The sequence below is a fragment of the Haloplanus sp. GDY1 genome (genome assembly GCF_023703775.1).
Classification (GTDB): domain Archaea; phylum Halobacteriota; class Halobacteria; order Halobacteriales; family Haloferacaceae; genus Haloplanus; species Haloplanus halophilus.
This window is the reverse complement of sequence record NZ_CP098515.1, coordinates 119,697-141,388: the sequence shown is the minus strand read 5'-3', so window position 1 is coordinate 141,388 and position 21,692 is coordinate 119,697. Positions and strand designations below refer to the sequence as shown.

At 55.3% G+C, this 21,692-nt stretch carries 13 protein-coding genes and 3 pseudogenes; 9 read left to right on the top strand and 7 right to left on the bottom strand.

Annotated elements, in window-relative coordinates; all coding sequences use genetic code 11:
- Nucleotides 1–357: 357 nt before the first annotated feature.
- The 3 genes from NBT67_RS16695 to NBT67_RS16685 form a co-directional block, all read right to left on the bottom strand.
- Nucleotides 358–840 (bottom strand): outer membrane protein assembly factor BamB family protein, encoded by a 483-nt coding sequence (locus NBT67_RS16695; RefSeq protein ID WP_343218039.1) that lies wholly within the window; start codon nucleotides 838–840, stop codon nucleotides 358–360.
- A 633-nt stretch (nucleotides 841–1,473) separates the two neighbouring features.
- Nucleotides 1,474–2,373: a glycosyltransferase family 2 protein gene (locus NBT67_RS16690; RefSeq protein ID WP_251344440.1), complete on the bottom strand. Its 900-nt coding sequence runs from the start codon at nucleotides 2,371–2,373 to the stop codon at nucleotides 1,474–1,476.
- A gap of 80 nt (nucleotides 2,374–2,453) precedes the next feature.
- A complete protein-coding gene (locus NBT67_RS16685) occupies nucleotides 2,454–3,563 on the bottom strand; it encodes a glycosyltransferase family 4 protein (RefSeq protein ID WP_251344439.1) in 1,110 nt (369 codons plus the stop codon).
- A 112-nt stretch (nucleotides 3,564–3,675) separates the two neighbouring features.
- Between NBT67_RS16685 and NBT67_RS18215 the strand changes: the two are divergent.
- The 5 genes and pseudogenes from NBT67_RS18215 to NBT67_RS16660 form a co-directional block, all read left to right on the top strand.
- Nucleotides 3,676–4,559: pseudogene (locus NBT67_RS18215) on the top strand (NAD-dependent epimerase/dehydratase family protein); the annotation flags it as partial.
- A 157-nt stretch (nucleotides 4,560–4,716) separates the two neighbouring features.
- The gene (aglF, locus tag NBT67_RS16675; RefSeq protein WP_251344438.1) at nucleotides 4,717–5,499 is read left to right on the top strand and encodes a UTP--glucose-1-phosphate uridylyltransferase AglF; all 783 of its coding nucleotides are present in this window, start codon (nucleotides 4,717–4,719) and stop codon (nucleotides 5,497–5,499) included.
- Between the two features lie 177 nt (nucleotides 5,500–5,676).
- Nucleotides 5,677–6,648: an NAD-dependent epimerase/dehydratase family protein gene (locus tag NBT67_RS16670; protein WP_251344437.1), complete on the top strand. Its 972-nt coding sequence runs from the start codon at nucleotides 5,677–5,679 to the stop codon at nucleotides 6,646–6,648.
- Nucleotides 6,648–7,985, top strand: coding sequence for a nucleotide sugar dehydrogenase (locus NBT67_RS16665; protein ID WP_251344436.1), 1,338 nt, complete (start codon nucleotides 6,648–6,650; stop codon nucleotides 7,983–7,985). Before NBT67_RS16670 ends, NBT67_RS16665 begins: the two co-directional genes overlap by 1 nt.
- Entirely contained in the window at nucleotides 7,982–8,899 is a 918-nt protein-coding gene (locus tag NBT67_RS16660) for an NAD-dependent epimerase/dehydratase family protein (RefSeq protein ID WP_251344435.1), read from the top strand. The genes NBT67_RS16665 and NBT67_RS16660 overlap by 4 nt, the downstream gene beginning before the upstream one ends.
- On the opposite strand, the gene NBT67_RS16655 is transcribed toward NBT67_RS16660, so the two are convergent.
- Nucleotides 8,896–10,302, bottom strand: coding sequence for a sugar transferase (locus NBT67_RS16655; protein ID WP_251344434.1), 1,407 nt, complete (start codon nucleotides 10,300–10,302; stop codon nucleotides 8,896–8,898). The two genes, NBT67_RS16660 and NBT67_RS16655, sit on opposite strands and share 4 nt — an antisense overlap.
- 387 nt (nucleotides 10,303–10,689) lie before the next feature.
- On the opposite strand from NBT67_RS16655, the gene NBT67_RS16650 reads away from it, so the two are divergent.
- Nucleotides 10,690–11,856: a sugar phosphate nucleotidyltransferase gene (locus tag NBT67_RS16650; protein WP_251344433.1), complete on the top strand. Its 1,167-nt coding sequence runs from the start codon at nucleotides 10,690–10,692 to the stop codon at nucleotides 11,854–11,856.
- 6 nt (nucleotides 11,857–11,862) lie between these two features.
- A complete protein-coding gene (glmS, locus tag NBT67_RS16645; protein WP_251344432.1) occupies nucleotides 11,863–13,665 on the top strand; it encodes a glutamine--fructose-6-phosphate transaminase (isomerizing) in 1,803 nt (600 codons plus the stop codon).
- Between the two features lie 947 nt (nucleotides 13,666–14,612).
- Here glmS and NBT67_RS16640 read toward each other — a convergent pair.
- Nucleotides 14,613–15,716: a DUF4330 family protein gene (locus NBT67_RS16640; protein WP_251344431.1), complete on the bottom strand. Its 1,104-nt coding sequence runs from the start codon at nucleotides 15,714–15,716 to the stop codon at nucleotides 14,613–14,615.
- A gap of 170 nt (nucleotides 15,717–15,886) precedes the next feature.
- Here NBT67_RS16640 and NBT67_RS16635 point away from each other — a divergent pair.
- A pseudogene (locus tag NBT67_RS16635) lies at nucleotides 15,887–17,052 on the top strand (IS701 family transposase).
- Between the two features lie 38 nt (nucleotides 17,053–17,090).
- Nucleotides 17,091–18,330: pseudogene (locus NBT67_RS16630) on the top strand (RNA-guided endonuclease InsQ/TnpB family protein).
- Between the two features lie 12 nt (nucleotides 18,331–18,342).
- On the opposite strand, the gene NBT67_RS16625 reads toward NBT67_RS16630, so the two are convergent.
- Both NBT67_RS16625 and NBT67_RS16620 read right to left on the bottom strand, forming a co-directional pair.
- Nucleotides 18,343–19,317, bottom strand: a complete 975-nt coding sequence (locus NBT67_RS16625; RefSeq protein WP_251344430.1) for a COG1361 family protein — start codon at nucleotides 19,315–19,317, stop codon at nucleotides 18,343–18,345.
- Nucleotides 19,310–21,682, bottom strand: a complete 2,373-nt coding sequence (locus NBT67_RS16620) for an outer membrane protein assembly factor BamB family protein (RefSeq protein WP_251344429.1) — start codon at nucleotides 21,680–21,682, stop codon at nucleotides 19,310–19,312. The genes NBT67_RS16625 and NBT67_RS16620 overlap by 8 nt, the downstream gene beginning before the upstream one ends.
- Nucleotides 21,683–21,692: the final 10 nt, after the last annotated feature.

Below are 21,692 nucleotides of genomic sequence, written 5' to 3'. Positions count from 1 at the left end.
TCCCGCGTGACCATCCGCAAGAAACGACTCGGCTCCCCGCTGAATGTTGCGCATATCGATCCAGTTTCCGCAGGTACTCGCTCATACCGCTGGATGTGTCGTGTCCAGACAAAACATCGACCGAGTACAGAACCCCCGCTTTTCAAACCGATACGCGGTCGCCCGGCGATTACTCGCGGCTCCCGATCGCGTAGATCCGGCCATCGGCAATTCCGATATAGCATATCCCGTGGCCTAGTGCGACGTCTGTGCCCATAACATAGCCCACCATCCCGATATCGGGGACGATGACCCCGATCGTCCACGCTCGGCTGTCACTCGTCTCGTAGGCAACGACAGAGTCGTTCCGTGGAACGATCACACCACATCGCCGGCAGCAGACGGTTGATTGTCTCCGTTTTCGACCGAGCGCCACCGAATCAAACCATCAGCGATATCCATTTCGACGAGGCCACCGTGCTGGGTATTCACGTACGCCGTCTCGGCGGTGACCGCTGGTGAGGGGATCGTGTTCCCGTAGTCTTCGTCGACCACGGTCGTCCGCCACAGCACATTACCATCGGCGGTATCGGCGGCGACGAGTCCCTCGGTGATTCCCGAGACATACAGGCGGCCGTCGGCGACAGTTGGTGTGCCCTGAATGTCCGGACAATACTCCTCAGAGGTGGCGATCTGTTTGCTCCACCGTTGATCGCCAGTAGTCGTAGCGAGTGCCGCAATACGGCCGTCAGTTAATCCGCCTAGACCCCATCGCTGTCGGCGAAGGGTGCCGTAGCACTCTCCCTTGATGCCTGTGCACCACTGTTGGGTGCCGTCCAGCGTGTAGGCCGGCGCGTCCACCGCGTTATCCTCGTCTCGCGTCGCTAGGTAGCACGTGCCGTCCACAACTGCTGGCGAGCCAGTCACGTCCGGTCGTGTCCGTCCATTGGGTCGCCCCGTCGTTGCGAGCGAGTGCTGTCAGCGTCGCCTGCTCGTAGTCCGGGCCTCGCGTGACGGCCAGGAGTGTCTCATCGACGAGCGCAAGTCCGACGGCACGGCCCGTTCCGAGATGCGCGTCAAGTTGCTGCTCGCCGGACTCGGCGTCGAACCCCGCAAGGTAGGCTTCCGAGTTCTCGGCGTCATCCGGCGACTCGGCATAAGCGATGTAGACCCGGCTCAGGCCGGCGATCGGCGCCGTTGCGCTATGGGGCTCGGTCCCCGGACGCCGAAACCAGGCCACGTCGACGTCGCCCCGTGGAACTGTGGAGGGCGTGTTCCCCGTTCGGCCGCCGTCGTGGCCCCCCTGCAGCCAGCGACCGGCCGTCGTGTAGCTCGCGGTGTACGTGTCGTCCGTGAATGGTTTCGGAACCGACGCTCCATCAGAGCGTCCGGGAAGGTTCGGGGCGGTACAGCCGGTGAGTGTCAGGATGCTTCCGCCAGCGGCCGTCTGTTGGAGGAGTTGTCGACACGTCAGCAGAGGTACATTTCCAGTGGCTAGCTCTCATAAAAACTAAATTTAGTCAATAAACCCACACATGATGACCAAAATACGAGAGGATATTTTTTAGTTTCTATTGAATTGCAGAGTTGCATCTGTCGCATTCCTTCCCTAAATTCACCAGTACTAAAATACAATCTAGATAGTTGGAAATGGTGGGGGGATTTAATATCATACCCATCATTTTCAAGATCCTCAATAATATCAGAAAATTCGTCAAAGAGCAACTTTTTTGCTTGATGTATGACTTCAGGATCTGGATTTTCGCTTTCATATATTTTAACGAGCGGTTCTGATACACAAGCTAATTTCCCTTTTTGTAGTAGCCTGATAAGGAATTCATAATCTTGGTGACGTTCAAACCGTTCATCAAAACCAGATATTTCATTCACTATATCGCTTTTCACAATTAGTGTTGATGTGAATGGTAACAAATCTAATTGTAAAATTTCTTTTATTAATTCTTTATCCCCCTCTTTCAAATTATTATTTTTGTGTATTATATTTCGGATCGGTTTTAAAAGTCCAGTATGTTGGATATCAATATCACAATACGCGCCCACCCAAGAGTCACCCTTATTTTCTAATTTTTCTAACTGTAATTTTAATTTGTTTGGTTTCCATTCGTCATCAGAATCTAGGAACGCAATATATTCTCCTGTTGTATAATCAATCCCAGTGTTTCTAGCAGCACTTGCATTTATATTCGTGTCATGTTTATGGAATGATATTCTTTTATCAGTATACGATTCAACCACTTTTTGAGTGTTGTCGGTTGAACCATCATCAACAATTATTAACTCTAAATCCGTATGTGTTTGTTTAAGTACACTATCGATCGCTCTCGGCAGTTTTTCCTGTCTGTTATAGGTTGGTATGATCACACTCACTTTCACCATAGCGATTAGGGGATGTAGACAGACAGCATTTGTTCTTACGACCTTCTATTGTGCTACGATACTCTTAGATGAATCTTTCATAACACTAGATCAGCGTACAAAGACTGATAATCAGACACCATTCGTCCAGTCTCAAAATCATTCGATCGCTTCTGACCGGCGTGACCCAACATCTCACGTTGGTCCGAGTCTTGGGCGAGTTCATCCACTCGAGAAGCCAACGTACTCGCATCACCCGGCTTAATGAGGTAGCCGGTCTTCGTGTCGTCGATGAGTTCCGGGATTCCCGCAATGTTCGTCGCAATAACCGGAAGTCCGGCCGCCATCGCTTCGATGATCACGAGCGGAGTGCCTTCACGGAAAGATGGGAGGACAAGAATATCGGAGCCCGCCATCATATTGGGTATGTCAGTTCGATAGCCGAGTAGATGAACGACATCACCGAAATCCCGGTCGTAGATCTCTTTTTCGAGATCACTCTGTAACGGACCGTCACCAGCGATCAGTATCGAAACGTCTTCTTCAAGTCGTTCAGCAGCATCGAGTAAGACGTCGAACCCCTTGCCTTCCGCGAGCCGCCCAACCATCAAGACGCGAGGTTCCGTCCCCGGGAGATCCGTCGCCGGTTCCGCGTCTCGAAACTCGTCAAGGTCGATACCATATCGGATCGTCGAATACTGCTCCTCTCGACCGATTCCGCGGGAGAGGTACTCCTCAGCGATGACGTCGGCGATAGAAACCTGGACATCGGTCCATCGAGCGGCTACCCGTTCACATCGTTCGACGAACCAGTTCAACAGGTCGTTCCGATCTTCCACGAACGGAACCCCATGGATCGTGTGAACCACGTGTGGCGCGCCCGCGAGCCGCGCAGCCGCACGACCGATAATTCCTGCCTCGGTACTGTGAGTGTGTACGATGTCGAATCCCTCCCGATCAATGAAACGCGCAACGGTGAACACCGCGCCGACGGCTGTGACGGGATTGTAGTGTCGGATCAGCGGGAACTGTTTCGTCTGAACACCGGCCTCGTGAAGCGCCTCAACGTTGTGTTGATCCACTTCGGAGCCGTATCCGACGGTCACGTCGAAGCCGTCGACCTCGGTGGCTATCGGGACAAGCGCGTTGACTGCTCCCCCGTCGATGAGTCGGGTAATGAGGTGAAAGATGTGAGGTTCCGGCGACATTAGACTGTCCTATCCCGGGGAGGGTCAAAACAACCCCGATCTCAAACCCGGAGGCTATTAAACACTCACCCGAGAAGATTTCGTATGACCGCTACTCCCAGAGGATCGAAACATCCTCGTCACCGGTAGTGCGGGATTCATCAGGCGCCATTTCGTTGATGCGCTCGTTGGAGTCAACGACGTAACGATCCTTGGCGACTTCTCGACCGGCTACCGCGAGAAGGTCAATCCCGAGGCAACCGTGATCAAGGGAGACATCCGCGACCGCGACACCGTCGAGCGCGCGATAGACGGGAAAGATCTAGTGTTTCACGAAGCCGCTCTCGTCAGCGTCGACAAGTCGGTAAAGCGGCCGACGCTCTCCCACGCAACGAACGCGACCCCGACCCTGTCAGTCCTCGAAACCGCACGTGAGAACAACGTTCGCGTCGTCCTTGTATCGAGCGCCGCCATATATGATCGACCACAGAGTATCCCAGTCGCCGAATCGGATCCGAAACGTCCGAACTCACCTTTTACGGTATCGATAAACCCTATCTGGATCATCAGGCACGGACGTACCACGATATCTATGGACTCGAAACGGTTGTTCTCTGCTATTTCAACGTGTAGGGTCCGCGACAGCGAGGGGGACCGTACAGCGGCGTCATCAGTATCTTCGCGGACCAGTTGGTGAACGACGAACCAGTGACCGTTCACGGGGACGGCACACAGATGCGAGACTTCGTTCATGTCTTCGACGTCGTCCAGGCGAACCTACTGGCCGCGGAGACGGACGCGGTCGGGGAAGCGTTCAACGTCGGAACTGGTTCGAGTATCTCAATCCGAGAGCTGGCTGAGTTGATGCGGAAGTCAACTGAAAGCACGTCAGAGATTGTCCATACCGAAAGCCGCTCCGGGGACATCGAACAGAGTGTTGCAGATATTGGAAAGGCGCGAGACGAACTTGGGTACGACCCGACGATTGATCCCGAAGACGGTATTCAGGAGATGCTGTTACCCGATCCGCAGATCACGGCACAACTCGAAGATTCGAATTTCTCGTCTGTATTCGAAGATCGCAAAGAAAGGTACCAGTCCTCGTCAACGCCGACGCACAGGATCAAAAAGACAAATCCTTATACTCGAATAAACAGAACGTCCGAGTACTATAATGAAAGCCGTCGTACTCTCGGCCGGCGAGGGCACGCGCCTCCGGCCGTTGACCGAGGACAAGCCAAAGGGAATGGTCGAAGTCGACGGGAAGCCGCTCATCACCCACTGTTTCGACCAGCTCATCGAGCTTGGCGCGGACGAGCTCATCGTCGTCGTCGGCTATATGAAGGAGGCCATCATCGATCACTACGGCGACGAGTACGAGGGCGTCCCGATCACCTACACCCACCAGCGCGAGCAAAAGGGGCTAGCCCACGCCCTCCTCACGGCCGAGAAGCACATCAGCGACGACTTTATGCTGATGCTCGGCGACAACATCTTCCAGGCGAACCTCCAAGACGTGGTCCACCGCCAGCGCGAGGACCGTGCGGACGCCGCCTTCCTCGTCGAGAAGGTCCCGTGGGAGGACGCCTCCCGCTACGGCGTCTGTGACACCAATCAGTACGGCGAGATCACCGACGTGGTCGAGAAGCCCGAGGACCCCCCGTCGAACCTCGTGATGACCGGCTTCTACACCTTCTCGCCCGCTATCTTCCACGCGTGCCACCTCGTCCAGCCCTCGAACCGCAACGAGTACGAAATAAGCGATGCGATCGACCTCCTCATCCAGTCGGGCCGCACAATCGACGCCATTGGTCTCAACGGCTGGCGGATCGACGTGGGCTATCCCGAGGATCGCGAGGAAGCCGAACGGCATCTCTCCAGCGACACGGATCCGGATGTCGCGACCACGACTGAGACGGCCGACCCAGAGGGCGACGCGATCGAGACGGGCGGCTGATCACGGACTAGTCCTTCGTCCGTTCGAAGTCCTGTCATCACATAACTGCCGACGCGATCGCGAAGTTCCGCAGCGCCGACTCGATCGACCGCTCGTCACCAGTGTGCTCGATACGCGACAGAGAACAGCGAAATACACAAGGTTAACGTTGCCCTACCACGGATATTATTCCGATTGATGTCAGTTCTGATCACCGGCGGGGCGGGATTCATCGGTTCGCATCTCGTCGACCACCTCCTCGCCGAGACCGACCATCAGGTTGTCGTTCTCGACGACTTTTCGACGGGGAGCGCGTCGAACCTCGCACACCTCGACACCGACCGTCTCGAAACGGTCGACGGCGACGTTCGCAACGGTTCCCTCGTCGCCGACCTCGTCGCCGACGCGGACGCCGTCTATCATCTCGCGGCCGCCGTCGGCGTGAAGACGATCGTCGAGAATCCGCTAGAGTCGATGCGGACGAATCTCGAAGGGACCGAAAACGTCCTCGAAGCTGCTGCGAGCGACGTCACACCGACGTTCATCGCGTCCTCCTCGGAAGTGTACGGCAAGTCGGAGGCCGTCCCGTTCGCGGAGGAGGACGACCGCGTGTACGGTTCGACCACCTCGCCGAGATGGGGATACGCCACCGCCAAGGCTGCCGACGAATTTCTGGCGCTGGGATTCCACAACGAACGCGACCTCCCAGTCGTCGTCGGCCGCTACTTCAACATCGTGGGGCCGCGGCAGACGGGGCAGTACGGGATGGTGATCCCCACGTTCGTCGAACAGGCGCTCGCCGGCGACGATCTCACTGTCTACGGTGATGGCACGCAGACGCGCAGCTTCACCCACGTCGAAGACGCCGTCTCGATCACCCACGACCTCCTGACGACCTCCGACGCGCACGACGACGTGTTCAACGTCGGCGCCCCGGGTCCCACGTCGATCAACGATCTCGCCAAGCGCGTCATCGAACTCACCGGCTCCGACTCGGATATCACACACATTCCCTTCGAGGAGGCGTACGACGAGGACTTCGAGGAGCCCGACGAGCGCGAGCCAGACGTCTCGAAGCTCCGCGACGTGCTTGGTCAATCCCCCACAGCGGATCTCGACTGGATCCTGCGTGATGTGATCGACGAACGAACCGACGAGGTGATCGATTGATGCGGGGCGTCGAGGAACGCCTCGCCGACCGCGAGGCTAAAATCGGCGTGATCGGGCTTGGATATGTCGGCCTGCCGTTGAGCCTCGCCTTCGTGGAGGCCGGGTTCGACGTCCACGGGTTCGACATCGCCGAGAAGCGAGTCGAGCGCCTGCGGGCCCGAGACAGCTACGTTGACGACGTGAGCGACGCCGACCTCACGAGCGGACTCAACGACGGATTCACCCCGGCGGCAACTTCCGACGTCGTCGCGGACTGTGACGCGTACGTCATCGCGGTTCCCACCGACATCTCGGATGGAAAGCCGGCGATGGGAGCGATCAAAGCCGCCGCGAAAACCGTCGCCAAGCAGGCGGGCGAGCGCGAAACGCTGGTCGTCGTCTCCAGCACCGTCTATCCGGGTGCGACGAACGAGGTGGTCGCCCCGATCGTCACCGCCGACCGGGCTGCCGGCTCAACGTTGTTCGCGATGGTTCCCGAACGGCTCAACCCCGGCGGAGGCCACGAGATCGGTGACATCCCACTCGTGGTTGGTGCCAACGACCCGACCGCTCGGGACGCTGCGAGGACGCTCTTCGGGACCATCACCGAGACCGTTCCGGTAGACGCGACCGAGACGGCAGCACTCTCGAAGACCCTAGAGAACACCTACCGGATGGTGAACATCGCGCTCGTGAACCAACTCGTCGCGCTCGTCGAGCGGCTCAACGCCGACGTGTGGGAGGCGATCGAGGCGGCCGGGACCAAACCGTTCGGCTTCCAGGCGTTCGAGCCCGGACCGGGCGTCGGCGGCCACTGTATCCCGATCGACCCGCAGTTCCTGATCTGGCGGGCGAGTGAACTCGGGACGGAACTCCCGTTCATCGAGCACGCTCACGAGGTGAACGAGAGGATGCCCGACCGGGTCGTCGACGGCGTGACTACCGCGCTTGAAGCCCGTGACGTCTCTCTCGATGACGCCTCGGTGCTGGCGTTCGGCGCGGCGTATAAGCCGAACGTCAGTGATCCCAGGCACTCGCCTGCGATCGACGTGTTCGAGGGTCTCCGCGGACACGCTGACGTGACTCTCGTCGATCCGCACGTCGACCCCGAGGAAGCCCGGATCCCGATCGTGGACGCCGTGAGCGACGGGGAGATTGAGGCGGCCGACGCGGTCGTTCTCCTCGTGGATCACGACGCGTTCGATCTGGAGCGGATCGGCGACCGGGCGAGCTTCGTCTACGACGCGAAGAACGCGATGCCGGCTGACACGTCCGCAACTGTGGTGACGCTCGGGAACGTCGATACGGAGCTACCGCCGCGCTCTCGCGAACACTTACCCGCGGGTGGACAGCGATGACTGAAAGGGGCCCAACGGATCAGACCGTTCTCGTTACAGGTGGAGCCGGGTTCATCGGATCGCACCTCGTCGATCGGCTCGTCGACGACAACGAGGTCCGGGTTCTCGACAACCTCTCTACCGGATCACGGGAGAATCTGCCTGCGCACGCAGAGCTCATCGTCGGAGACGTTCGTAGCACGGACGATTTGTCACGGGCGACTCAGGGCGTCGATATCGTGTTCCATCAGGCCGCACAGGTCAGCGTCGAACGCTCGATAGAAGATCCTCCCGGAAGTTTCTCCAGTAACCTCGAACCGACGATAGACATCTTAGAATTGGCTCGGCAGCGGGACTTCCGTGTGATCGTGGCGTCGAGTTGTGCCATCTACGGTAACCCTGAATACACGCCGATAGACGAGGGTCACCGGAAGGAGCCTAGCTCACCGTACGGCTTGGAGAAGCTAACTGTCGATCGCTACACGCGGCTGTACAACGAGCTGTATGACATTGAAACGGTGGCCCTCCGCTATTTCAACGTCTACGGGCCGCGTCAATCGGCTGGAGACTACAGCGGCGTGATAAGTATCTTCAGAGAGCAAGCCGAGTCCGGAGAAGATCTGACGGTCGAGGGCGACGGCCAGCAGACACGTGATTTCGTTCACGTGGACGATATCGTGCGGGCGAATATGTACGCGGCCGAGACGGACGAAACGGGATACGCGTACAACGTCGGTACCGGTTCAGCGACTTCGATCCGAGAATTGGCCGAGACAATCCAGGATCTATCAGATTCGAATTCAGATATCGTTCACATAGCGGAGCGGAAAGGAGATATCGCGGAGAGTGAAGCGGATATCACGCTGATACGGGACAAGATGGATTTTGAGCCGAGAATACCGCTACAACAGGGACTCAAATCGCTGATGTCCTAATTGTCATAGAGGGAACCCCAGACGTCTTCAAGCACCTTCCAGATCTGCCGCAAGACGATCTGGATGTCGTACGTGAACGACTGTTTGCGGATATACTCTATGTCGTATCGGAGCTTTTGCTGAGGCTCTTTACCGGTCGCGTCGTTTATTTGTGCCAGTCCGGTCAGTCCGGGTTTGACGAACCATCGCTGTCGCCAATCAGTTACCTGGCTCTCGTAGTCAGACTCAAGTTCGGTTATTGCTGGGCGGGGGCCGACAACACTCATTTCGCCCGTCAGGATGGACCACAGTTGTGGTATCTCGTCTAGATGAGTTACGCGGAGGAAATCACCCAAGGTGGTCCGCCTGCTTCCGTCGATATCGAGATCGACGTCCTCGTCGACCGGCTTCAACGTCCGGAATTTGTAGACAGTAAACGTATTTCCGAATTTGTACGTTCGCTCTTGGGTGAAGAACACGGGGCCGTGCCCTTCGATCTTGATCGCTACTGTGATCAGCAGGATAATCGGCGATAAGACGAGCAGCGCGGTCCCCGCAAAGAGGACATCGAACAGTCGCTTAAGCATCCGGTCTTGAACGTCCCAAGGTTCGAGGTCGATATCGACGATCGGTCCCTCGTCGTTCGTTGGATTGACGAGGAGGCTGTTGACATGATCGACGTGGGTTTTGGCGTTGATCCCGTGTTCGTAACAGGTATGTAATGCACCGAAGAACTCCGCACGGTCGGCACCTTCGAATGCAAGGATCGCCGAGTCGGCACCGTGCTTCTGGATCACATCCTCGAACCGGGAGAGTCCGCCCACGTACCCGTGTTCGGAAGACGCCTGTCCGCCGTCGGTGACGCCGTACGACTCCTGATCGGGGAGATCGTCACTGGATCGATACGGAGTCGGAGGTGTCACGTATCCTAACATCGACCCGTCGTACGCCTCAACAATACGCTCAATCATCGAGGGATCGTCGCCGACGACGACCGCCCGTTCCGTTCGCGTGTCAGGCTGGCGGAGCCAGATGAACCACAGCGGCAGCACGAAAAGTAGGATCGGCGCCAACAACAGGAGCGTGAGCCGCGGCAGCCGGTAGGTGTAATCGAAGTAGCCGATCGTCGCGAGCGCGAATACGCCGACGAGGACCCGCTTGTGGGCTAGTGCGATGATGTCAAGGATTCGTCGCGGCTGGGGCTTGTACAACGGGAGGAATACTCCTGTTATCACGGCGACGGACAACAACACCTCCATCGAGAACTCAACCCCACTCGGCGGATCCGTCGGCAGTCGCGACAGAATTGGCAGCGACGTCACCGCCGTCTGGACCGTCCCGTTGTTCACGGCGACGACTCCGACGGCTGTGAGCACGGCCACGCCTAGAACACTCGCGAGCCGATAGCGCCAGCCGGTATCCATTACTGCGTGATTGTCAGTCGGTGTATCTTAAGGCCTGCGTTACGACTTTTATACTCAGCTGGCAAGAAGATCGCTCCAAGCGAAGAATAACCCCGTTCAGCCACCGCTGTGGTTGTGTCCAATACGCGATAGCGGTACGAGAAGCCGCTGGGCACGAAAAGAGTCGTCCACTTAGCAAAGACGACTTCTGATACCCTCCGACGGTTAAAATTGAGATATTCGCCTCGCATCACGTAAGCTGAAGGTTGAGGAACCCAGCGAATTCATCGAGTCATTCGAAAGGAGCTTCTGAGGCCTTTACCGCTATACTCCCTCAGTACTCTACCGATCTGCAGAGTCCCAGCGCATCTGCCAAAGGCCTATGTCTACCGACGAAAACCAGGGTGTATGAAGGCAGTTGTACTCGCGGCGGGGAAGGGACGGCGGCTCTGGCCGCTCACAGAAAACCGTCCGAAGCCGATGCTTCCCGTCGCGAACCGTCCGATTCTCGAACATATTTTCAATGCGCTCAGCCAGACTGTACTCTCAGAGGTGATCTGTGTTGTCGGCGCAAACCGTGAACGTATCCAGAACCACATCGGCAACACTTACCGAAATATTGACATTACCTACGTCGTTCAGGAGCCCCAACTCGGTACGGGTCACGCTCTCTTGCAGGCGGAATCGCACCTCGGCGAGTCGTTCATCGCGTTAAACGGTGATCGGATCATCGACGCGGAGCTTATTGAGGCAGTCATTGACCGACAGCAAGAGACGACTGATCCGGTGATGGCAATCACCCGTGTTGAGGCACCGAGTCGGTATGGCGTTGTCGAGCTTGACGGACAGACCGTCGTTGGGCTTGACGAACGGCCACATCCCGACCGCACGACATCGAATTATATCAACGCTGGTGTCTACGCCTTCGGTCCCGAAATCTTCGCTGCGATCCGCCGCACCGACACCCACGGCGAACAGGCCCTCACCGACGCACTCACCTCCTATATCGACGACCGGCGGCTCGAAGCAGTTCGCTATCAGGGAACGTGGCTGGATGTCTCGAAGCCGTGGGACCTCCTGACGGTCAACAGTACGCTTCTCGGAACGGAGCGAACACCGGAGACGGCGGGTCGAAGCATCACCATCGACGCCTCGGCCGTCGTCGCCAACCAAACTGTTATCGGCGACGATGTTGTGATACATCCCCAAGCAGCGGTCTTGCGTGGTGTCAGTCTCGGCGACAACGTCAGTATCGGCGCCGGTGCAATCGTGGAAAATACGATTCTTTTATCTGATGTGACACTCAAGCGTGGGGCAGTCGTGACGGACTGCATTGTCGGTTCGAACACAACACTCGGCCCGAACACCACGATTGAGGGTGGACAAACCGATGTTGTGCTTGACGAGACGTTCCATCGAGATGTCATTCTCGGGGCATTGCTCGGTGACAACGTGGCCGGTGGCGGCAACGTCACGATCTCCCCTGGAACGATCGTCGGGAACGGCGCCACGCTGGGGGGCGGGACCTACGTGTCGGGCCGCGTCGACGACGACAGTCACGTCCAGCGGGGGTAATCACGTATGTGTGGAATCATTGGCTATATCGGCCCAGATGAGACAGGGCGCATCGTCCACCAAGGACTCAAAAACCTCGAATATCGAGGGTATGACTCGGCGGGGATCGCCCTCGCTGACGATACAGTCACCATCGCCAAGACCGAAGGACAGGTCAATGAACTCACGGCGCCACGCGCGGAGGGCACGACAGCCGGGATTGGTCACACACGCTGGAGTACGCACGGCGAGCCGACCGAAACGAACGCCCATCCACACACAGACTGTACTGGCGAGGTCGCAGTCGTCCACAATGGTATCATCGAGAATTACGAGGCGCTGAAAGCTGATCTCAGCGAGACCCACGTTTTCGAGAGTGAGACCGACACCGAAGTGATCCCTCACCTGATCGAAAGACATCTCCACGACGGAATCTCGCTTTTGAGTGCAGTCCAACGGACGACTCATGAGCTTGAGGGCAGTTACGCGATTGCTGTGACGGCGGCAGGTCACGAAGGGATCGTCGTCGCACGCGAGGATAGTCCGATCTTACTCGGACATAGCGATGACGCGACGTTTATCGGCAGTGACGCTACCGCGTTTATTGAGCATACGAACCGCGTGACGTATCTCGAATCAGGCGATATTGCTCGGATTACTACAGACGAGGTCACGATCTACAACGACGGGGAGCGGATTGAGCGTGAGACGGAAACGCTGGACTGGGACGCTGAGGCAGCTGGGAAGAGCGGCTACGAGCACTATATGCTCAAGGAGATCCACGAACAGCCACGCGCGCTCCGGCAGGCAATCTCGGGGCGGATCGATGAGCTTGCGACTAGTGTCGATCTTGACGTGGCGCTGCCCGAGGAGTATCTCCGGTCGGTCGACGAGATACAGATCGTTGCCTGCGGCACCTCGTATCACGCTGGACTGTACGCAAAGGCACTTCTCGAAACGCACGCAGACGTCCGAGTGACGGTACATTTGGCAAGTGAATATGCGTTCACCGGAGATCGTGATCCGTGGCGAACACTTGTGCTTGCCATCACCCAGAGCGGTGAAACAGCAGATACGCTCTCCGCACTCCGAGATGCCTCCCGTTCTGGTGCACGTACGCTCGCGTTAACGAATACGCTCGGGAGTACCGTCACGCGTGATGCGGACGATACCATCTTTATTCGTGCCGGCCCGGAGATCGGTGTCGCCGCGACCAAGACGTTCGTCTCTCAGGTTGCGACTGCAACGCTCTTCGCAGTGCATTTAGGGCAGGTTCGAAATGCACTCACATCTCAGGCCGCAACTGAGCTCCTCGAAAGCCTGCGGAACCTGCCTGGTGCCGTCCAACAGGTGCTTGACCGAGAATCTGTGATTGAACACGCCGCCGAGACGTACGCCGACAGCGAGGCGTTCTTCTATATCGGACGGCAGGCTGGGTATCCTGTTGCACTCGAAAGCGCACTTAAGCTCAAGGAGATCTCCTACGATCACGCAGAGGGGTTCGCTGCTGGTGAACTGAAACACGGCCCGCTCGCTCTCGTAACGTCGGAGACACCTGTGATCGCGATCCTCACTGACGAGGCCGAAGCTGAAAAGACCGTTCACAACGTCAAAGAGGTTGAATCCCGTGGAGCACCTGTAATTGGGGTCACTAGTGATACTGTGACGACAACTGCGGCCGACACCACATTTGAGATCCCAGCGTGTGGTCCGCTTGAACCACTTGTCGCCAACGTTGCGCTCCAACTGTTTGCATACCATGTTGCAAACGAGAAAGACCGTCCGATCGATAAACCGCGCAATCTCGCGAAGAGCGTAACTGTCGAGTGAAGACGCTGTTGCTGTGTGTGTTAGTGATGATCGCTCTGGAGAGTTGATCAGCGCAGTCTGTGTTCGGCGGTTGGAAATGGATCTCTATCTGGTCTTCAATCTCTCAGCGCTCATCTATACGGGTATATCGCGTACCGTCAACGACTCTGACATCCAGAGGTCGTTGAGAATTACTCCTCTTCATCAGTATTGGTCGCTTCTGCTCTCTGCTTAGACTCTTCTTGGTAATCTGCTGTGGTGTTCTCCGAGTGCTCAGCACATTCCACTGAGTTAGACACATTCTCTGGCTCAGTCGGATCGGGAGGTTCCAGTACGGTAATGAGCAATGTCACGAGTCGTGTCTCTCGGAAGTCCATCCAACTACGACGATCTCGAGTTGCAAGGATTCCACCAATGACCGCAGTAGCAGCGAGAATCAACCGGATGGGTTGAAGTCCACCACGTAGCACGATAAACAAACTAGCAACTAGTCCTGCGGTAATAAGTCCCAAACCTCCAACGACAGCGGGGAGTTGATAGAGGTATCGACTTCCCCATCGTATAGCCGTTGCTGCACGTGAGTCGCTGAGTGCAGGCCTAACTCGATCAAAAATTACATTGAGGAACCAGAGCACTGGTGCCACGGTCCAGGTCTCTCGAAGATCAATTACAATCACTTCAGGCTCCGGTTCTGTCGTTAACCATCGATATATCGTGGAGTTCTGTACGGTTGCCGTAATCCCCTGTAGACTGGCAGCGAAATATGACTCCTGGACTGCTTGGTACACTGTCGAGACTCGTCCGCTCTCGGTCGTTGATTTGACGCTATCACCCATTCTGTTTCAGCCTAATTCTCAGCGGTGGTTTCGTTTGAACTACGTGTTGTCACACGATGTTCTCTGGCTACCTCTATCTGGAACATCGATCCAGAGATTCAACAAACTTTCAATCATTTGTTGTCTGATATATCACTCTTCAACGGCAATGACGGTGGCTTCAAGTGTGATCGTTCCAAGATTCAAGACCACTTCTGACCCCTGTCGGATCTGTTCGCCTTTGAACGCAAGTCCACTCGGCGTTTCACGTAATTGTAGTTCGGTCCGGAGCGTTACATCACGCTTCACCGGGTGGTCAACAACCGCCACACTCGCCTCTTCACTGCCGGTAACGATGATCAGCGATGGTTCTACTTCAACAACTTCAGTAATTCGAGCAACTGTCGTGTCACCGGTACGCTCTACCATTCCTTCCTCAATAACCGACGCAAAGTCCTTTCGTATCTCTCCAACCTGGAGTGTCACATTACGCGTTGTGGTCTCTCCTAAGTCGAATTTGCCCCCCACCTGTTCGATGTGCCCGTTAAGTACATACTCTCCCGTCGGAAGAGTGAGAGACTGACCACGTCGAAGCGGCTGTCCACCAAATCGAAGGTTATTCTGCTGGCGATGTGCATCAACCGTTACAGCAACAAACAGTTGTCGCTGATTCGGGTCTTTTGTAGTATATGTTGTCACGTTTTCAATACGCGCTACTACCCGGCCACCGACCCGTACTTCATCCCCAGGGGTGACGGTTCTCGCGTCAGTAGCAGCCATTCGAGTCGAAAGGACAACAGTCTGTTGTGCAGTAGTGATTGCATCACTCTCGCCGACATCACGGATTCGACCACTTATTTCATACCGATCGGTTATGAGACTTAGCGAGCGTCCAAGTCGAGGGGGTGCTCCTTGATAAATGATACTTCCTTGTTCATTCAATTCGCCTTTGATTGCAACACGAAGAAAAACGCGGGTACCATCCTCGTGAGGGGTGAGGTGGACATCAGTTACACGCAACGTTGAAGTCTCACTGGGCTCATACGTATCGCCCGCTGAGATCTCCTCAACGAGATATGGCTCTTGGACACCCATATCAAGTGTTGCGTACGTTGTTTTTGTCTCTGGAGCCGCTGAGTCATCGGTAAAGACGAACACGATCCCGGCGCTGACCACTGCGATGATTATCAGCACGACGAGCGCGTCAATGACATTTACCCGGCCAAAGACACGACCACTATCATCAATCAGCTCCATACGCGAACCACCAGCGCCTGCATATGGTATGCTAGGACTACGCCTGCGACAAAAACATACCCATGTACGCGTACAGATTTCCACGCTCATAGCAGTTGTTGGCAATGTGATCTACGTTACTCAGCTTTGCACGTGAAGTGGGAGCGTGACGTAGGCGGTAGCAAAGACGGATGATGCCGATCGCGGATTTCTTGTCGTGTACGCGCCTGTTCGACGAGTTCAACTCGCTGTCATCGGCCCAACGTCGTCACGCGAAAACCTACGCTACCTGTCTTGTTGCGGCCAGCAACAAGATCGTAACGGATACCGCACGCGAAGTTCTTCCAGCCAGCGGCAAACGCGCCCTCAACAAGTTCCTCACCGAGTACGACTGGGACGAACAGCAGTTCAACCACGAACGCCTCGAAGAGCTTCAGAAACACGGTGAAACGCGCTGGTCGAAGAACGGCTACATCATCCTCGACGACACTATCACCGAGAAAGCCGGGGACTTCGTCCCCGGCGTCGGCCAGTTCTACGATCACGCTGAAGGCGACACTGTATGGAGTCAAGACCTCATCTACGCCCTCTACGCTGACGACAAAACAGCCTATCCGCTCACCTTCCGCCTCTACGAACAGCAAGACGAGAACGACCAAGACCACGACACCAAGTACGATCTCGCCCGCGAGATCGTCACCGAACTCGAAGAAGAGGTAGGTGTGCCTGCGGACATCTACCTCTTCGACTCGTGGTTCGCTCACGACTCTGGCCTTCCCGAACACATCAAAGCCTACGACAAGGACTGGATCGCCCCGCTCCGGAGCAATTGCAAGGTGACGTATGCCGGCGAAGAACTCCGAGTCGATGCGTGGCAAAGTGCATCGACATGGACGAGCGTGATGTCGATGACGACACCTACTACATCTGGACGAAGAAGCGTCCTGTCTCCCAGCTGGGAAACGCGAAGCTGGTTATCGCCGAGAAAGAGACCGACGAAGACGAAGAGGTTTCGCTCAAGTATCTCGCCACGAACAAGATAGAGGCATCGACTGTGCACGTGATTCGCTCCTACGGGATGCGGTGGCACATCGAGACGTTCTTCGAGGACTCGAAGCAGGATCTCGGCTTGGCTGCCTACAGTCTCGTCCTCTTGATCCTGAGCCGAGCGCTTTGGGGACGGTTCGCTCGAAGGCGTCATCGCTTCGAGCGAACCTCAAACACTCTCTGAAAGAGGCCGTCTACAACCTTCTCTCATGGGTTCGGGACAACGATGATCGTGGCATCGATGACCTCATGGAAGAGATCGACCACCTCTTCATGTACTCAACTGCGGACGCTTAACGTGCAAAGCTGAGTACGTTGTAGTACAAGGCCCGAGCGCGTGGCGTGTCGATCGAACAAGCTTCGCCGAACCACACGAGTCAACGCTACCCCGCATACCCGACGCAAGCGGTAGCGGCGCGACTGGAATCCCATATCGACATTCATCGTCAAGCGTACAACTCACCCTCTACGGGTACGAATACGTTGACGCTTAAGACATCGGCTCGGCGTACAAACATCACTACCGATTCCCCGGCTGGAAAAACCAGTTCCCCCTAGTCTCGGACGTCAACTCGAAGGCTCTGCAACGAACCGTCACACGGTTCTACCAGAATCTTAACCGACTCTCCGAGCAGAAACAGAACGGTCGAAAGGTCGGGAAGCTCAAGTGGAGGTCTCCGAGGGAGTTCCAGAGTATGACGTACTCGCAGTCCGGCTTCGAACTCAAAAACACGAGTAGCCGACACGCGACATTCTGACTCTCCAAAATGGGAGATATCAAAATCCGCGACTACCGCGAAATCACAGATACAGCGTCCATCAAAGGGTCACAATCAAGAAGGGGACGACCGGCGAGTGGTTCGTCTCCGTCGGCCTCGAAACCGAGGACGCCGATCTCCCAGAGAAACCCGACGTGGACTCACTGGATGCGAGCAACAGCGTCGGTGTTGACATTGGTATCCTGAACTACATTTACACCTCGAACGGGACGACCGTGGATTGGCTTGATTTCGAAGACGAGTACGAGCGTCTTCGGCGCGAGCAACGGAAGTTGTCGCGGAAACAAGAGGGGTCGAACAACTGGGAGAAACAACGCCGAGAGGTCGCTATGGTCAAGCGTCACATCCGTCGGAAAGTGCTGGACTAAGCACAAACTATCGACGTGGCTCGTCCGCGAGTACGACGCGGTATTCGTGGAAGACTTGGACGTGAAGGGAATGTTGGAGCAGTCGCCTAACGCTCGGAACAAGCAGGATGCGGCGTGGCGACAGTTCATCACTTTGCTCGAATACAAGGCCGACCTGTACGGCTGTCACGTCAAGTAGGTTGAAGCGAGGGGCACCACAAAAAAGTGCGCGTCGTGTGGTGTGGAGACAGCGAAGCCAATCCGGGTGCGGGAACATTCCTTCCCGGCGTGCGGGTTCGAGGCCGATCGGGATGCGAATGCGTCGATGAACGTGTGGCAACGCGGCTTTTCTGAATTAGGGCTGGGTTGCCCGAAGAGACGCCCGTGGAGACTTCGCTCCCTACGGACACCACTTCGGTGTCTGCAAAGCGCGTCGTGGAAACGGGAAGCCTCGGGGCTTGACCCCGAGGCGATTCACCTGTTGAATACCGCTATAACATCTTGTGCGACACCAGCTCCGATTTTGCCGTTGTTGAACGCGGCGATGGCATTCTGGACTTCGTCCACCTGGATTCCTGGGGCACCGTTCGTATCGAACTGTTCGATATTCGGTGGTAGTGATGATTCATTCATAACAGAGAGTGTCACCTCTTCTGAAGCCTGTGTCCCCTCGCTCCCGGTCACATCAACGGGAATTGAATACGTGCCGGCAGACTGCCCCGTGAGCGTGATAGATTTGCTCGTGGTACTACTTGCGCCCAACTGGCCAATGTTACTCTTTGATTGACTTGTAGTCACCCCAGATGGGGGGCGTACCGACAGGCTGATGCTACTGACGGGACTGTCCCCGACATTCGTGACGGTTACGTCCAGATTGACGGTAGTTCCGGCCCTGGGAGCTTGCATTCCCTTCTTGAGATTCGTAATGGCCAATGATGGTGGAACGGAGAGGTTGTCTATCTCTGATGTGACTGTTGATTTGCGTTGCTGGCGATTCTGTTCTCGCTGGCGCGTTTGCTGGATTGTCTGCAGAACAGTTGATTGGTCTTTTGGCGGGGATTGCGTGCCGTCCCCGGTTTGTGCCTCAATGAATCCTTTAACACTTGCGAGGAATTCTGACCGAATCACATCAGTTTTAGTGGCTGAACGGAGATACTCCGAGAAGTCTTGAACTGTCTCAAACGACGTGTCCTCGGCGGCCTGTGCAGCCTCCACTCGGGCGGTTATTCTGTTACTTTCCAAGCGTAGTGAATCATACTGACGAACGATCTGGTCAAACAGTAATCTAGCATCAGAATATCGACCTGCATCTATTGCCGTTTCAAGCTGGCTCAACAGCGTCTCAAGGGACGTTTGGGACAGCTGTTCGTATGCCGCAGCAGCCCGATCAATCTCTTCGTTTTCGATAGCGTTTCTGAGCGCTGGAACGTGAGAGGGCACTTCAGACATTGAGATAATTCACCTCCCGACCTTCGATAGCTGCCGTTGCCAGCCGTCCGTGCATCAGTTTGAGATACACGATCATTGTATACCCGGCAACAGCAGTTCGCAGACTTGCGAGAGTACCAATGATCCCACTTGCAAGCGTATCTCCAATGGTGAGGATAAGGTCTATAATCTCTTCAATCGGAGGCTCATCTTCTTGGGCGAACTGAAGAGATCTTTCCCAAATATTGATGTCTGCTGCAAAGGCTTCAAGCTCGTTGAGATAATCGATACCATCTTGGATACTTTCCTCGAGAGATATCCGTGCATCGTAAATCGATTGTGTCGCAGTCGCAGTTGAACCTCGAAGCCCTGTTGATGTCAATTCCTCCACCCCAAATGCTTGATCCGCCCGCTGTAGCGCACCATAGACAGAGGGCCCGGCTCCAAGAAGTAATCCTGTCCCAGGAATTAGGACGCTTTTGGGAGCATCAAGTTCAATTTTAGCACGAATACTATCCGCAAATATATCAACTAATTTATCAACGGCCGTATCAATCGTGTCAAGCAAAGCTTGGCCAGTCTCTATTGTGCCATCTTTGATTTGCTGGACAATCCCCTGAGCCTCTGCATGTGCTTTTTGTTTTGCTTCTACTTTGAGATTAGTCTCGTCGTCGCTATCAGATCCGATCATCGTGCTCAAGAGCTTATCTACTGCCCCTGTTATGAAATCTAAAGAGGCACTAACAGCAGCGGTACCAACTATTCCCACACTACTCAGCGCAAGGATTTTCAGCGTAAGAACAATCAGAATGAGCTTGAATGCGGTGGCAATAGTTGGACGTGCAGTTGCTTCGGCAATATTAATATCACCATTTGAATCGGCATCGTCTGGAGTGTTCGGACCAACACGGTGGACCGTCAATAGCGAGGCGTCTTCTAGTGCTTGCATCCGCTGGATCGCTTCCTCGGCCGTCTGCCGATCAAGCTTCCCATCGATTACGGCCTGTTGGAGATCGTCGATAGTCGACTTGATCATCTCCTTGTCACCGTCAAGCTTGATGCCATACAGAGACTCAATAGCACTAAGAACAGACCGACTGTCGATCTTCTCAGCAGTCGTGATCTTTTGTTCACGTCCAGCAAGCGGGGGTTGGTCTGTTGAATCATCCGTACCGGCCGCGGCAAAGTGGTGACCGAGAGTTCCTAACTGGACACGCGTTCCAGTACTTGAGCTTGATGTCCCTGTGTCTAATGCGTAGATAGAGCCATCGTTACTTCCAATATAAACGGTTCCATCAACAACGGTTGGTGATGATTCAATTAAGCTCCCCGTTTCAAACTGCCACTGTTTGATTTGATCGGATGTTTTCTCGTCTGGATCGAATGCATAAATCACTCCTTCGCCATCTCCGAGATAGACGACACCGTTAGCAACAGTCGGTGAGGACATGAGGGGGTTGCTCGTCTCATCCGGTGCAATTGCTGTCCTGCTGCCAGTTTCGGTGTCAAGTTTGAACAAGGTACCGAACGAATAGTCTGCTGCATATACAGAATCGTCAGTTACAGTGGGAGAGGTATATACTGAGGAATCCAGGTTTGTTTTCCACTTTTGAGAGCCATTAGTAATTGCATAGAGATTCCTGTCGTAGCTTCCGACGTACACGGTTCCATTAGCCACCGTTGGTGATGAGATAACTGAATGTCCTGTCGAAAACTTCCACTGTTCAGTACCCTCTGCAGCATCAATCGCATAGACATTGTTGTCACTACTCCCAATATAGACGGTCCCATCAACAACTGTCGGAGATGAGTCCACAACCCCATCTGTCGAAAATGGGGTATCCCACTGTTCACTTCCATCGGAAGTAGAGAGCGCATAGACATTGTTGTCACCGGATCCGATATAGACTGTTCCCGCAGAGACTGTTGGTGATGAATTTATATCATGTCCAGTTTCAAATTGCCATTTTTGTGTGCCATCATCGGCATTAAGTGCGAATACAGTACCAGTCTCACTAGCAATATAGACCGTACTTTCACTTACAGCTGGAGAAGAGTAGATTGCCCCACCCGTATTAAAACGCCACTGCTTAGTGCCATCAGAAGCGTCTAGTGCGTACAGATGATTATCATCACTCCCAACGTACACCATATCATCTACGACAGTTGGTGAACTCTGAACGGCGCCATCCGTTGAAAAGGTCCATGTCTCACGTCCGTCGTTCGTAGCCCCACTCTGAGCACTAGCTAGCCCACTAGCTCCGATCACGGTACCCGTTCCCGCAAATTTCAATATCGTGCGGCGGTGCAGACTTGGTATTGATGACTCCTTAGTCATAAATTCAGGTTTTCTATCATTCTGTGTGTCTGATTTTCTATTTGTCATTGTTCAGGAA

Bases quoted from the DNA above. Each gene is read 5' to 3' on its own strand.
- NBT67_RS16640 (WP_251344431.1), bottom strand. From the start codon at position 15,716: ATGGAGCTGATTGATGATAGTGGTCGTGTCTTTGGCCGGGTAAATGTC.
- aglF (WP_251344438.1), top strand. From the start codon at position 4,717: ATGAAAGCCGTCGTACTCTCGGCCGGCGAGGGCACGCGCCTCCGGCCG.
- NBT67_RS16650 (WP_251344433.1), top strand. From the start codon at position 10,690: ATGAAGGCAGTTGTACTCGCGGCGGGGAAGGGACGGCGGCTCTGGCCG.
- NBT67_RS16620 (WP_251344429.1), bottom strand. From the start codon at position 21,682: ATGACAAATAGAAAATCAGACACACAGAATGATAGAAAACCTGAATTT.
- NBT67_RS16665 (WP_251344436.1), top strand. From the start codon at position 6,648: ATGCGGGGCGTCGAGGAACGCCTCGCCGACCGCGAGGCTAAAATCGGC.
- glmS (WP_251344432.1), top strand. From the start codon at position 11,863: ATGTGTGGAATCATTGGCTATATCGGCCCAGATGAGACAGGGCGCATC.
- NBT67_RS16685 (WP_251344439.1), bottom strand. From the start codon at position 3,563: ATGTCGCCGGAACCTCACATCTTTCACCTCATTACCCGACTCATCGAC.
- NBT67_RS16670 (WP_251344437.1), top strand. From the start codon at position 5,677: ATGTCAGTTCTGATCACCGGCGGGGCGGGATTCATCGGTTCGCATCTC.
- NBT67_RS16660 (WP_251344435.1), top strand. From the start codon at position 7,982: ATGACTGAAAGGGGCCCAACGGATCAGACCGTTCTCGTTACAGGTGGA.
- NBT67_RS16655 (WP_251344434.1), bottom strand. From the start codon at position 10,302: ATGGATACCGGCTGGCGCTATCGGCTCGCGAGTGTTCTAGGCGTGGCC.
- NBT67_RS16625 (WP_251344430.1), bottom strand. From the start codon at position 19,317: ATGTCTGAAGTGCCCTCTCACGTTCCAGCGCTCAGAAACGCTATCGAA.